The organism is Spirochaeta cellobiosiphila DSM 17781 (genome assembly GCF_000426705.1).
Lineage (GTDB): Bacteria > Spirochaetota > Spirochaetia > DSM-17781 > DSM-17781 > Spirochaeta_E > Spirochaeta_E cellobiosiphila.
The window spans coordinates 222760-236112 of the sequence record NZ_KE384557.1 but is presented as its reverse complement, the minus strand read 5'-3'; the positions used below and the strand labels follow the sequence as shown (position 1 = coordinate 236112).

At 37.0% G+C, this 13353-nt stretch carries 13 protein-coding genes and 1 pseudogene; 5 read left to right on the top strand and 9 right to left on the bottom strand.

Features of this window, described 5'->3' with window-relative positions; genetic code table 11:
* Window positions 1–6: 6 nt before the first annotated feature.
* From K345_RS0116070 to K345_RS0116030, 9 genes and pseudogenes are all read right to left on the bottom strand, one after another.
* A complete protein-coding gene (locus K345_RS0116070; protein ID WP_053228399.1) occupies window positions 7–669 on the bottom strand; it encodes a C39 family peptidase in 663 nt (220 codons plus the stop codon).
* Between the two features lie 12 nt (window positions 670–681).
* Window positions 682–1263: pseudogene (locus K345_RS23925) on the bottom strand (lactate utilization protein).
* Between the two features lie 92 nt (window positions 1264–1355).
* On the bottom strand, window positions 1356–1862 hold the full coding sequence (locus K345_RS0116065; RefSeq protein ID WP_028975026.1) for a hypothetical protein: 507 nt from the start codon (window positions 1860–1862) through the stop codon (window positions 1356–1358).
* Window positions 1863–1990: 128 nt separating this feature from the next.
* Window positions 1991–2896 carry a CPBP family intramembrane glutamic endopeptidase gene (locus K345_RS21505; protein ID WP_053228398.1) on the bottom strand — a complete coding sequence of 302 codons (906 nt, stop codon included), beginning with the start codon at window positions 2894–2896 and terminating at the stop codon, window positions 1991–1993.
* Between the two features lie 931 nt (window positions 2897–3827).
* Window positions 3828–4457: a hypothetical protein gene (locus K345_RS0116050; RefSeq protein WP_028975024.1), complete on the bottom strand. Its 630-nt coding sequence runs from the start codon at window positions 4455–4457 to the stop codon at window positions 3828–3830.
* A gap of 369 nt (window positions 4458–4826) precedes the next feature.
* A complete protein-coding gene (locus K345_RS0116045) occupies window positions 4827–5084 on the bottom strand; it encodes a hypothetical protein (RefSeq protein ID WP_028975023.1) in 258 nt (85 codons plus the stop codon).
* 517 nt (window positions 5085–5601) lie between these two features.
* Window positions 5602–5796 carry a hypothetical protein gene (locus tag K345_RS23520; RefSeq protein ID WP_211227912.1) on the bottom strand — a complete coding sequence of 65 codons (195 nt, stop codon included), beginning with the start codon at window positions 5794–5796 and terminating at the stop codon, window positions 5602–5604.
* 694 nt (window positions 5797–6490) lie between these two features.
* Window positions 6491–7360, bottom strand: coding sequence for an SPL family radical SAM protein (locus K345_RS0116035; protein WP_028975022.1), 870 nt, complete (start codon window positions 7358–7360; stop codon window positions 6491–6493).
* Between the two features lie 6 nt (window positions 7361–7366).
* Window positions 7367–8233, bottom strand: coding sequence for a PhzF family phenazine biosynthesis isomerase (locus tag K345_RS0116030; protein WP_028975021.1), 867 nt, complete (start codon window positions 8231–8233; stop codon window positions 7367–7369).
* A gap of 141 nt (window positions 8234–8374) precedes the next feature.
* Here K345_RS0116030 and K345_RS0116025 point away from each other — a divergent pair, with 141 nt between their 5' ends.
* From K345_RS0116025 to K345_RS0116005, 5 genes are read left to right on the top strand one after another with little or no spacing between them, the layout of a single operon-like run.
* The gene (locus tag K345_RS0116025) at window positions 8375–9373 is read left to right on the top strand and encodes an extracellular solute-binding protein (RefSeq protein WP_028975020.1); all 999 of its coding nucleotides are present in this window, start codon (window positions 8375–8377) and stop codon (window positions 9371–9373) included.
* Window positions 9373–10698 carry an amidohydrolase gene (locus K345_RS21495; RefSeq protein ID WP_053228397.1) on the top strand — a complete coding sequence of 442 codons (1326 nt, stop codon included), beginning with the start codon at window positions 9373–9375 and terminating at the stop codon, window positions 10696–10698. The genes K345_RS0116025 and K345_RS21495 overlap by 1 nt, the downstream gene beginning before the upstream one ends.
* Window positions 10688–11521, top strand: coding sequence for an ABC transporter permease (locus K345_RS0116015; RefSeq protein ID WP_028975019.1), 834 nt, complete (start codon window positions 10688–10690; stop codon window positions 11519–11521). The genes K345_RS21495 and K345_RS0116015 overlap by 11 nt, the downstream gene beginning before the upstream one ends.
* A complete protein-coding gene (locus K345_RS0116010; RefSeq protein WP_028975018.1) occupies window positions 11508–12302 on the top strand; it encodes an ABC transporter permease in 795 nt (264 codons plus the stop codon). The genes K345_RS0116015 and K345_RS0116010 overlap by 14 nt, the downstream gene beginning before the upstream one ends.
* 1 nt (window position 12303) lies before the next feature.
* Window positions 12304–13332: an ABC transporter ATP-binding protein gene (locus K345_RS0116005; RefSeq protein WP_028975017.1), complete on the top strand. Its 1029-nt coding sequence runs from the start codon at window positions 12304–12306 to the stop codon at window positions 13330–13332.
* The last annotated feature ends 21 nt before the right edge of the window (window positions 13333–13353 follow it).

Genomic DNA, 13353 nt, shown 5'->3' with positions numbered 1-13353 from the left:
GAAAAGTTACGTGCAACATAGTAATATTCCTCTTCCCGCAAAATACCTTTCAAATATGTCAAAAGGAATCTTGAAGTTTCTTTGAGTTTCAACGGATATTCCAGAAGGGTTATTGATGTAGAAACATTGTTGGGAGGTATCGACTCCTGTGATGAGAACAAGATGTCCTCCCCTACTTCCTTCATAGGTCGGAGACGCTTCTCTTATGGTACAATGAACGGAAGTAATAAGAAGATTTCCTTTTAGGGTCTCCTCAACAATTTGCTCTGTGCTTAAAGGTGATAAGGAATGGGATGAGATTTGGAATCGTTCCTGTACATACTGAGTAAAGGGAACATAATACAAGCCATCCACATGATCAGCTTGTATTTTATAGCCGCCATAGCTGGCGCATTCCTTTGCCATAGGAATCAAAGGGTCAGAGTCGATTTGCCAGTAATCAAGTACCATCTTAAGACAAGCCATACCACATATATTCTTCGCCCAGAAATCATAATCTGCTGGAGTGTCAGCTCCTGAGAGTTGCCATAGGGGATCATTGATGGGATCAAAAGATCCTGTCACGATATCACCAACTAATTCGCTGGATATCCATTGGGAGTAAAAAGGTATGTCAGAGAGAAGTATTTTGTCTTTCAATGATGCTCCCTTCGTTGTGCTAAAATCCATATTCTCCTACTACTAGTAAACTTTGATCCTTTGAGAATCAAATTGTCCTGGAATGATAGAATAGTAATTACATATCTTATCACGAGACTTACAATTCATACAGACTCCTGTTTTGACACAGGGAGTCTTCTTTCCAAGACGCTTAGCATCTATAGGAGCAGCTATTTCTTTGATTCTTTTAATGGCCTATTTACTATCTGCTACTATTTTATTGGTACCAGTTATTAGGAATACTTTGGTAGGACCAAAGATGATGGGGGCTACCCGACTACCATTACCATCCAGATTAAATATCTTCCCTTCTAATGTTATAGCATTTATCCCACTTAAGAAGATATCAGTTGAAAAATTGTCGCGATAGAGTTTGGCCTTTTCTTCTTTGGTAATATCAGGTTTGTATTTATCTAGGAACTGACAGGGAGCATTCCTTAACAGGTCGTAAAGGCCTAATTGTTCTATGGTTTTAGAGTCGACTACTCCTACAGTAGTAGTTGAAGTGAGGAAATTCGTTAGGTAGGACAGTAAGGCTTCTGGAGTTTTGAAGTACTCTAGGGGGATTCGATTTCTGTTTAGTGATTTGCTTAATTGATTGATGGTGTTGTTGGTCCGGGAGGGCCTCCTGGATATTGATGTGTGTGAATGGCTTAGATGCTCAGGCTGAACAAAATATTAATATCTTTTCTAAGTTATTTAAAATCATGAGTGTTTGAAATCACGCTATTATAGTGCTTAATGAAGTCTGAATACTTAGGGTATTTTGACCAAAGTTCCGTTATATACTCTAACTCGTCTTCAAATGGTCTTGGATCAATGTCCGTTGCGTATTCACAATTTCTAGCAAGCATAACCATCCAATTGGGATAATCCAGTTTATAGTAGAGTCTTGATATTTTTTCATCAAATTTCCAAATATCGATAGCTTGATCAGTAAAAAGCGTCTTTAGTTCTATAATTAATTGTCCAGCCCACTCTTCCAAATCCACTTTAGAAACTGTCAATTCTTCCTCAAGTATTTTTTCAATATATACTTTTATTTCAAAATGATTTTTGGACTCTAAACCCGCTAAGATATTTATATTCCTATCATCACATCCAGCTTCTATTTGAGATATTGCCCATTCAATGGACTTCTCAAATCCTGTTTCAAAAAATTGCGCCTCTATGAATGTTTCTTTTCGTTCTTTCTTACTCATAATCAATGTTTATAAATTTTTCTATAACGATTTAAGAATATTAGGGATAAATCGCTCTACAATTATTTTATTATTTATAGTTCTAAATTTAGAATTATTTTAATCTCATTTTAATCTTGTGATTACCTCTATACCTTTTGATTCATTACATGAGAGTGCTTATTGAATGTAGAATTTCCTGTTTTTCTATTTCTTTTATATCGAATTATTGTTATTAGAATTATCAGAAGATAGGCTATTATTGCAGGTATTCCTGACTCTATACCAAAGTTTCCACCTGTTAAAAGCACAGATTTATGATCGAGTGAATAATTAAATATTCCTCTTAGTTTCACTTCTGGAGTTATGGTGAATATTCTTAATATTATAGTATTCCATAATACATGAAATACTACGGAATTCCATACATTATTTGAACAATAAGTTACTAATGAAAACATTATTGCTACTAGTGTGCCTGCTGAGACAAGTAGTATGGTACTTATTAGTCCCATGCCTTTAAAAATATGTAATAATGCAAATAGAAAAGAAGGTAGTAGTATGGCTATTTTTTCATTCCATTTATTCTCAAGTAATTTCATTAAAAAGCCACGAAAAAAGATCTCTTCTGTTATTCCAGCTACTAGTCCAGTTTTTACGACAAAAGCCAGAGATAGAGGAATCTTATCTTTTTCTAGGAAATCTATTTTTCCATCAAGAAAGAATAAATAAAAAGCAATCACTAAGACAGGTAATAATAGAGCTTGTATGATAATAAATAGATCTACATTAGGTTTCCCTACTCGAAAATAGCTCAACTTTACATGTAATATTTTTGAAGTATATAATTTAAGCAAGATTAAGAATACAGATATTTTTAGGACAGAGTGTAGTATAATAAAAAAGGCATGATTATCAAATTTTGTATATTTTACTATTAGATTAACTATAGTGGTTCCAGGCTCACCAGAAAACATAAAGATGAAAAATCCTATTATTATACTAATAATAAATTTAAAATTAGAAAGATTCTCTTCCCCCGTTGTAGATGCCATTAAATATTCCTTTTGAATTATCAAGAAAATTCTAATATGGCAAATATAGTATACCTACCGTATGCTTTAAGCAAGAAGATTTCTACGAACAGGTCTCTGAATGTACTGTCTTATTCCAGAAGAAACCATCCTTGAAGGTTTCTATCACGATTTTGACTTTATCTTCTTAAATATATGAGAAAATAGATTATTGTACATGTATTTTAATTGAATAACGGATTATAGATATAATTTAATGACAAATACATGAATGGAGGAATCCTTTTTCCTGTATAAGGCATTTTTCCATAAAAACAATTACCACTCTGATAAATCTTCAATTTATCTGTGTTAAAAAAATCTTTTATATTTACATCGGTACCAGGCGATCTTGTGTTCCAATTTAAGAGATGTCTTGCAATAATATTAGAATTCATCTCATCTAGAGCTAATGATATAGTCATCTTCTATAATCACTCACGTATACGAGCATACTATACCTACCCCCTAACTGAAGGCAAGTGCATTTCTTATAGGATGTATGGAGGAAACTATTTTAAGTGAAATAACAGACCAGAAGATTCATGCTATTTTTTTGGATGTGTGAAATTGCAGTGAGGATTCCATGGCTTTTAATACAAATTCTTCACTTTGATCCATTACATAAGACTCCTTCCAGGGTATTTCTTTCCTTCTGTATATGTAAGGATTCGGAATAATTCCTGGTAAAGTGCTACTATGTCCTGAAGTTAAACCGTTAACCATGTCTTGGTTGGGCAAACTTATTATTACACCTAACGTTCTGGGAATATACGAAGTTGTCCCGCTCCTAGCGGGCTTGAGAAACTGGGAGAAGTCGAAGGCTATATCACTTATTTGTTTTTAGGTAAAGTAAGTACCAGAGTGTAACCAAGTAGCTAGACAAGGATGTCGAACGCTTACAGTAAAAAAATTATTCGGAGGATAAATCAAGAGATAGACTTTCATCTGTAAATATCTCTGAATACAGATCTGGCTTCGTAAATCTGTATAATTCATCAAATATCATTTCAATATTCTCAGGCAAAATCATGTCATTTTCATACTTATATTTTATTTTCCAGTATTCCTTGTATGAAAATATGTACTCTTTACATACAACTCCATTTTCAACTTTTATGATTTCATATTCCTTAAAATCTATGATGCTTATGTCATCATACGGGCGAAGAAATTGATCATACTTTACAAGAAGATATCCAGTAAAAAAATCTGCAAACAATGGAACACTTTCTTCAGCTCCGGGGAATATAGTACTTTTATCAAAATCTTGGCCATTAATGGAAATTTTAATTAAGTATAGCTTTTTATCTACAATTTCCCATTCTGCGATATGACCTCTATGGTTTGCAGAACTATTACTAACAAATGGATACGGAATATTTTTATTGTAGTAATAATCCTCAAGAGGAGTTTGAACATTTAAATTGGTTTCAAGAAAACCAGTTCTGTTTTCCAAAGTTATTAAATCATATTCTTGATTAGTAGAAAAAATAGAGAAGTCCACAATAACCAATAGGAATATTATCATTTTTAATTTCATAATTGTATTATCCCCTTATCCAACAGAAATTCTGATTTTTCTTTTCTTAAAAAACATGGTTTTATTTCATCTAACGTTTCCAGAACATGTGAAACTGATTGGCCCGTAGGTATTGATGAACAACTTGCGGCTTTTCTCCTTGCCTATTCTACCATAAAAAGTTGTTAGACAAAAGCTCAATTTAGGCCGGAGCGAAGCGGAGCCGCATATTAGCTGATATATGTAGTGCTCATTTTCAAGTGTTAGAGAAGTGTTTATTTTGGATCAATAAGATCTCCATATCTCGCACTTTTATACGACATAACTTTTTCACCTCGACCTGATTCCCTACCATCTATCAATTTATCATGCAATTTTTTTGAAAGTCTATTAAATAACGATAGTAAATAATTTTATGAGATTATTTTTTTGTTTACCATCGGTAATCGTTGAAGGATCATTATTAACAATAAAACCTTTTAGTAAGTTCTCAATAGAATAACCAACAAGCAAAAAATATGTACGCGAAATCCCTGATACTTTATTTATATTTTGCGGGACTATTCCGTTCTGAGATGAGCGGACGCCACTAACTTCAAATCGAATTGATTGATCATTTTTATTCCATAATAATTCTGCAGAATCCATTAGCTCTTCTGCATAAGTTAGCCATATAGTTGGTGCCCAATCTAATATAAATCGAGAGAGTTTTGATTATTACTGTGGAATGTATATCTCTTCCATTTACTTCTCCTAAAAAATGCTTTTGAAAATAAGCATTACATATAACGTTTCAGAAATATGTGAAGTACGGCCACGCCACATTTGCTCAAGACCAAGTCCACAGGACGCAGCACATATTTCCTATTAGTAGTCATTTTACTCAGCGTTTTCTTCATAAACTCTGCTGTAATCAGAATAGAGTGTATTCTTTCAATCTTCTTTAATTATGGTTTTTGCAATATCAAAATCAACAAAAAAGAAACATACTTCCATAGTTCCATTCCCAATACTTCCACCATCACAGTGTCCAAGGTCAGGTCATCCTAAAGTTTCATTCATTCTATTCTCAAGATTGTGTCTCTTTTGAAGGTCTGTATCGTTTCCTATTCCATTAATTTCATATTCAATTAGCAAAATGAAATGTTGATCAAGTTCAATTGGTTCAACCATCTTGGACCATAGTATCAATTTCTTTTTGTATGAGTTTATGATGATCAGAAATTAGTGTTGATTTTATTTTCTTATCTTTTCCTCGTGTCCCAACTTCACCACAATGAATAATTCCAACTTTGTCTGATTCATCCCAGGTTTCCAAATATTTAAATTCATTTTTTGTTCTTTTATATAATTTCAACATTGTTTTCTTCAGAAAAAAGCTAAAAAAGGCTCCTAACGTTTCGCGAATAACTGAAGTTGCTTCGGCCCCTTGTGGGCTTGAACAATTTGGGAGAGCTGAAGGCGAACCAGTTATTCGCTGTTACATGCAGTAAGTGGCGGATTTTTTCGATTAGCAAGACACAATGTCGAGCGGTTACAGTTTAAATATGGATTATTTGTTTTTTATTATGATTACAGACTCATTTACAAGGAAATAATTATTATCATAATATACGTCTTACCTTAGCAAATCGGACTTAATTACAAAATATTCACCATTATTGCTTGTAACTCATATTAAACGATTTTCCCCTCTCCTGAAAAGTAATACTCTTGTTTCTTAATTTCACGCCATAAACGACTAAAAGACTTCCTATTAACTATAGAGGACTTAGTATGCTTAAATACACAGAAAAATTTGAATCGGAAATGAAAATACGAGGATACAGAAGAAGAACTCCCGATAGCCTGGTGAAAGGTTGCGCATAACTTGACCGAGTCTATACTGCTTTTAAGCTGATTTTTGAAGGCAGGAAAGGTTCTCTAAAACATAGCAGACAAATCGAGGGATTCTTACTTGATGGCGCAGTTTCCCAAAAGGGCATTCATTTTCCAGATGATTCTTGAGCTCGCTGGAGGCACTCAGATTCAGGTTGATTCCGTGGTGGCTCTTATCAAAACAACTTCAACTGCCCCTCATCCTTTCTATACGGATACTCATTCAAATACCGAAAGATCTCATCATTGTCATGCATAATACTATGCTTCTCACATGTCCTATGAAATATATCCATCAGTTCCCGATTATGATCACTTGGCAAGCCATAGCTATTACCATAACGTCTTTGATATCTGGACTTTAGACCAGGAAAATGTGCATCCAGTTGCTCATAGAAGTAAGCACGATTCCCTTCTCGCAAAGTGACGCCCATCTCAAAGCACAGAATTCCCTTCACCCCAGCCTCTATGCAGTAGTTAAGTATTCCCTCAATGTTTTCCCTGGTGTCGTTAATATAAGGCAATATAGGACACAACCAAACGACCGTTTCTATCCCATTTTCTTTCAGGACTTTCAGAGTTTCAAATCTCTTCTTCGTAGTTGATACTCTAGGCTCAATAATACGACAGAGATCCTCATCATAGGTCGTTAAGGTCATTTGAACGACACACTTGGATTTCTTGTTGATAGAGGTAAGGATATCCAAGTCCCGTAGGACCAAGCTGGATTTCGTGGTCAGTGATATTCCATACTCGTACTTATCGATGATCTCAAGACAGGATCTTAAGTTGGATAAGTTTTCCTTAATGGGAATATAGGGATCAGACATAGCCCCTGTCCCTATCATACATTTGCTTCGTTTGGATCGTAACTTCTGTTCTAATAATTCAGGAGCATTGATCTTGATTTCCACATCTTCAAAGTCATGATCCATTCCATAGACTTCACTACGAGAATCACAATAAATACAACCATGGGTACATCCGCGACTGAGATTCATACCATTTGTAGAGGATAATATTCCTTTATATTCTTTAAAATGCATACGACCCTATAGCCTTATTTCTATGTCCTTCACATAGATCGCGGTACCACCAATCTCTACTAAATACTTTTCACCAGACTTTTGTACCATTACATCAATAATGGCATCTTTATCTATTTCCTGTCCTTGTTCGATTCTCATATTGATGGAATCTTTTTGGTCAATATATTTCAGCCAATAGGCTCCCATAACACCTGAGGCAGTTCCTGTAGCAGGATCTTCAATCGTACCAGAATAGGCTGAAGAAAAATGTCGACCATGCATTTCCACTTTATGATAAGTGTCTAGACAAAAGGGATGGATAGAGGCATGATCATATTGATTTAAAATCGAAGGAAAATCTTTATTACTAGGTTTCATCCTTTTAAATGTACTTAAATGTTTAATAGGAACTAACAATGTCCATATACCTGTATTACCATAAACAATGGGATAGGAATCATCTATATCAGGGACACCTATTCCTATAGCTTTAGCCAATTTTATTACATCCCCTGTAAAATCAACAAAGTGAGCTGGACTCTGAGCCATTCTTATATAAGCTGTTCCATCATGGGATTCTAAACTTATATTTAAGATACCAGCCTTGGTTTCAATAGTATGAATCTGCGTCAACAATTTGTTTTCATAAGCAGCGACTAAAGCACCAACCGTGCCATGTCCACATAAATTCATTTCATGTCCAGGAGTAAAGTATTTCAACTTAAGATCTGCCTTATCAGAAGGACAAATAAAAGCCGTTTCATTAAATCCAACTTTGGCAGCAATTTTTTGCATCTCTGAATCACTCAGACGAGGAGCATCTAATACGACTCCCGCAGGGTTTCCTTTATTAGGTACAGTAGTAAAAGCATCATAGTGTAGTACTTTCATATTTATCCTTCTCTTCTATTGATAAAAGCTAATTTCTTCATAATATTCCTTGAATCACAGCAATATACACCTTGGCCCTCTAGTTGACAGCCCATTTTATTTACCATTACTATTTTCATAATTTTTATATTGGAGATTAAAATGAGAAAAGGTTTTTTTGTAGCCATAATCACTATACTAGCTCTACCACAATTATTTGCAAACGGAACTAGTGAGACGAAACCGACCACACTTGTTATTTCAACTTGGGACAGTAACATTGATCAATTTCAAGAATTTTTATTCAAGCCTTTCGAAGAACAATATAATGTAACTATTGAATTGGATCTGGGAAGAGACAGTGATCGTTACACAAAATTATCAAATGAAAGAGATATCTCAGACATTGATGTTTTTCTAGCAACTCAAGCCACTGCACAGAAAGCGATTGCTGACGGATTGTTTGAAACTCAGGACAAATCTAAATTAAGCAATTACGCCAATCTTTACGACATTGCCAAGAATCCAAATGGAGCCAATTATGGTGTAAGCTACACAGTTAACCGTTTGAGAGTAGCCAGCAAGTCCAAAAACCTCCCTACTACCTGGGCGGAGATTTTTGCAGACACAGATAGCAAAATTGCCATTCCTCACATGACTTCCACCTTTGGTCCTATTTTATTGTGGGGAACAGGAGACGTCACAGGTGACGGATCTGAAGCTATCTCAATAGTAGAAAACTGGGTTAAAGCTGGAAAGGTTGATGCCTATGTAAGTACCTTTGGGACCAGAACAGCCGTAGCCAACGGTGAATATGACTATGCCCTACTTGCGGATTTCGGATACACACCCGATCTGAATTGGGGGGATTTGGACAGAGTTTTACTAAATGGAAATACGGCCAATATCGTTAAAGGTTCTAAGAACAAAGAACTCGCGATGAAATTTATAGACTTTCTTCTCTCCGAAGAGGTTCAAAAAGAAGCATTAAATCGGGGAATAGACTCTCCTGTCAATAAAACCGTTGTATTCGAAGAGAGCCAAGGTGATAGCAAGACCAATTTGGCTGCTTTCCCCAATGTAATCCTATCGGATATCACCGTAGTGAATGAGAACAGAGCCGCTTGGGTAAACAAGTGGAATGAGTTGTTCACAAAATAGTGAAAACATTAATTAAGAATATTACCATTATTACAATGAATAATACTCTTGATATTTTAGAAAATGCGAATATCTTCATCGATAATGATGAGATATCTCGCATTTTTTTTAATGAAGTATCAGAGGATTATGACAAGATAATAGATGGTACAGGCAAATTACTAATCCCCGGATTTATTAACACCCATACCCATGTCCCTATGACCGTATTCAGAGGTTTAGGGGATGATATGAAAGACAGGCTCACTCGCCTTTTGCTTCCTTTGGAAAATGACTGTCTCAATGAAGATATCGTCTACCAATCATCCTTAGCTTGTCTATCGGAGATGCTACTATCAGGAACCACATGCTTTGCCGATATGTATACTTACATAAATGGTACAGCCAAAGCGGCGAAGCAATTAGGAATCCGGTCATTTATAGGACAGGGCATAACAGATGCCCCTAGCGGTGAGCAGAAGAACGGCGAACACGGCTTTGAACTCTTTGAGCAATTCCTTGAGACTCACAAAGATAATCCTCTGATTAATGGAGCTCTGGCACCTCATTCTGTCTACATGGCATCAGAACCGTTATTAAAAAAGTGTCGGGAATTATCCGATAGCCACAAGGTTCCTTTGTTATTGCATTTAGCTGAACAGGTCTGGGAAGCTGAGCCCTATCAGGAGAAACATGGTTCGGTAGTTAAATATCTGGAAAATATCGGAGCTCTTAATGAACGCTTCATCGGCGCCCATGGGATATTGGTAGACAAAGAAGATATGGAGATCCTGTCCAAGCATGGAGCTTCCCTATCCCATTGTCCCGCCGGGAATAGTAAAAGTGGAAGAGCCATTGCCCCTGTGACAGAATATATAGAGCTGGGAGTGAATGTTAGCTTGGCCACTGATGGCCCGATGAGTGGCAATCATATGGATATGATGAGCGTGATGAATATGACTCCCAAGATGCAGAAGGTCAAATACCAAGACCGCAGCCTTTGTCCAGCCAGGGAGGTCATGAAGATGGCCACCATCAATGGGGCTAAAGCACTGAATATCGATCATCTCGTAGGTAGTATAGAAGAAGGAAAGAAGGCTGATTTGGTGATCATCAATCCCCAGACCATTAATATGCTGCCCCTTTACGATTACTATGCGGCCATCGTGTATGCCATGCAAACGAATAACGTGGAATCTGTTTTTGTGAATGGGAATTTGGTGGTAGAACAGAGTAAACTAGTCAACATTACAGAAGCTGAAGTACTCCACCAATTCACCGAAGCTTGTAATGTTGTGAACAACAGGAGCTTGGAGCTATTGCAGATGGTACAAGATGATGAATAAAGAAAAAGGAATCCTTTTTATACCCAGCCTGTTTTTAGTCAGCCTATTGGTTTTTATTCCTTTAATTATGCTGGCGTATAAATCCCTAGAAGTAGGTGATGCTTTTAATTTTAACAATTACCGTGAGTTATTTATAGATTCAACCTTTCAGAAGGCAATAAAAAACACCTTCACCATATCCTTTTATGTCGTATTGTCGACCCTCGTCCTTGGGCTACCTACTTCATACTTTATCTCTCGTACCCGGGGAAGGACGAAAAATATACTCATGCTTCTGGTAATGTTTCCCTTACTCACTAATGCTGTGGTTAGAAGCATTTCCTGGATGATAATCCTGGGCTATGACGGCATTTTAAGCCGTTTTCTCAATCGCTTGGGACTCCTGTCTGAACCGATAAGTTTCATGTATTCCCGATTTGCGGTCATCATTGGTTCAACCTATATTTTCTTACCACTAATGATCGTATCCTTGATTGGGGTCATGGATAATATCTCAGAAGAGTTGGAGAATGCCTCCATTAGTCTCGGAGCATCTCGTCTGAAGACTTTTTTTACAATCATCATCCCTAATTCCCTCAGCGGTATCATTGTGGGAATGGTTCTGGTTTTTACCGCCACCTTAACCGCCTATACAACGCCTAGTATCCTAGGGGGAACTAAGACAGTCGTCCTAGCAACCCTGGTACAACAATATGGAAATACTCTAGGGAGATGGGAACTGGTATCCTCTATCTCAATATTTATGTTTGTCTTGACTGTAATAGTTATCAATCTGATAAACAAAGGCGCTGATCTCGTAGGAGGAAATCATGAAAAAAAGTAAGATCCTGATCATCTTTGTTTGTCTGGTATTCTTTTTTCTCCTTTATCCCTTGTTGATTACAATCATTGCCTCCTTTAATGGAAAAGAGAGTCTGACCTATCCCATCGAGGGATTTTCTCTCAAATGGTACAAGGTTGCCTTTAGTAGCAATTATCTATCTGGATTCGCCATTAGCTTTCAAGTGGGCATTCTGGCTACTTTTATATCTCTCTGTTTTGGTGTTCCTGTAGCCTATGGACTAGCCAAATATAATGACAGAAGTACGGGACTCATTAAGAATATCTTTTTTACCCCCGTTCTTATCCCGGGTATTGTATTGAGTTATGCCCTTTTTCTAGGTTGGGTCTTTATTGCCAGACAATGGGATACAAAGCTACCTAAGGTGCTGATTTTAATGCTGGCCCACATTATTATTCTTTTTCCTTATACGATCCGTGTGGTAGGAGGAGCCTTTGATAAGTTTAACTTCGTCATTGAAGATGCCGCTACCAGCCTCGGCGCCAGTAGGAAGGACTTTATCCTCCACATTCTACTTCCCTGTATCACACCAGCTATCCTTTCCGCTTCGGTACTGTCTTTCATAACTTCATTTAACAACATCCCTATTTCTATGTTCTTATACGGAAGAGGGGCCACACCCTTGCCTATCATCATGATGCAAGATGTGGAAAAGTATGGAGATCCGGGAGTTGCGGCGGTTTCTGTTTTACTACTGCTAGTGACAATACTACTCACATGGATCATAGAGAAGACTCTTGGTCTTGAAAATTATGGAAGGTAACATGGCACGATTAGAACTTAATAACTTAAAAGTATCCTATGATGGAAAAACAAATGTCCTGGAAGACTATAATCTGGATATCGATGAAGGCCAGTTAGTCTCCATCCTAGGTCCTTCAGGTTGTGGGAAAACAACAACCCTCAAAGCCATAGCGGGATTTCTAGAAGCCCGGGACGGACAGATCCTTATTGATAATGAGGACTTTTCCCATACCCCTATTAACAAACGTAACTTTGGTATTGTCTTCCAGTCCTATGCCTTGTTCCCCAATATGACGGTGTTTCAAAATGTGGCCTACGGACTGAAGCTTAGAGGCATGTCAAAAGAGGAAATTCAAGACAGAGTCACTGAACTTCTCGAAGCGGTTGGTCTAACATCCTTAAAAGATAGAAAGCCAGAAAATCTAAGTGGTGGTCAACAACAGAGGGTAGCTCTGGCCCGGGCGCTAGTGATATCCCCCAAACTTCTATTGCTGGATGAACCCTTATCGAACCTGGATGCCAAACTGCGAATTGAGATGAGATCCCTCATTAAAAGAATGCAGCAAAAGTTCAATATCACCACCATTCTCATCACCCATGATCAGGAAGAGTGCTTCTCCATCTCTGATAAGGTAGCCATCATGAACAATGGGAAGATTGAACAGTATGACAGTCCTGAAACCATATATCATAATCCTAGCTCAATTTTTGTAGCGGACTTTATCGGATTTAAGAATCTACTGGACATCAATCTTAGCAACGAAGGAAGCTATACTCTGAAGAATGGTAAGAGAATAGACTCTGTTCAGCTAGAGGGCGCTCTTAAGATCGCCATCCGTCCTCAGGAAATTGTCCTAACAGAAGAAAACAAAGCCTTAGTTAGTGGACAAGTTAAGGTGCGTACTTATCTGGGAGACAGTTATCAGTATGAACTAGAAACCGAAATCGGTGATATCGTCGTTCATACTAGCGATAAGGATGTCTATCACAGAGGAGATATGATGCATCTCCATTTCCCCAAGGAACATATCTGCGTTCTGAATCGTTAATATTTATTTAGCTCTAAGGAA

Excerpts from the sequence above, each read along its gene's own strand:
- K345_RS0116045 (WP_028975023.1), bottom strand. The coding sequence starts at position 5,084 with ATGGATTCTGCAGAATTATTATGGAATAAAAATGATCAATCAATTCGA.
- K345_RS0116005 (WP_028975017.1), top strand. The coding sequence starts at position 12,304 with ATGGCACGATTAGAACTTAATAACTTAAAAGTATCCTATGATGGAAAA.
- K345_RS0116025 (WP_028975020.1), top strand. The coding sequence starts at position 8,375 with ATGAGAAAAGGTTTTTTTGTAGCCATAATCACTATACTAGCTCTACCA.
- K345_RS0116065 (WP_028975026.1), bottom strand. The coding sequence starts at position 1,862 with ATGAGTAAGAAAGAACGAAAAGAAACATTCATAGAGGCGCAATTTTTT.
- K345_RS0116070 (WP_053228399.1), bottom strand. The coding sequence starts at position 669 with ATGGATTTTAGCACAACGAAGGGAGCATCATTGAAAGACAAAATACTT.
- K345_RS0116030 (WP_028975021.1), bottom strand. The coding sequence starts at position 8,233 with ATGAAAGTACTACACTATGATGCTTTTACTACTGTACCTAATAAAGGA.
- K345_RS0116010 (WP_028975018.1), top strand. The coding sequence starts at position 11,508 with ATGAAAAAAAGTAAGATCCTGATCATCTTTGTTTGTCTGGTATTCTTT.
- K345_RS21505 (WP_053228398.1), bottom strand. The coding sequence starts at position 2,896 with ATGGCATCTACAACGGGGGAAGAGAATCTTTCTAATTTTAAATTTATT.
- K345_RS0116050 (WP_028975024.1), bottom strand. The coding sequence starts at position 4,457 with ATGAAATTAAAAATGATAATATTCCTATTGGTTATTGTGGACTTCTCT.
- K345_RS0116015 (WP_028975019.1), top strand. The coding sequence starts at position 10,688 with ATGATGAATAAAGAAAAAGGAATCCTTTTTATACCCAGCCTGTTTTTA.
- K345_RS0116035 (WP_028975022.1), bottom strand. The coding sequence starts at position 7,360 with ATGCATTTTAAAGAATATAAAGGAATATTATCCTCTACAAATGGTATG.
- K345_RS23520 (WP_211227912.1), bottom strand. The coding sequence starts at position 5,796 with ATGTTGAAATTATATAAAAGAACAAAAAATGAATTTAAATATTTGGAA.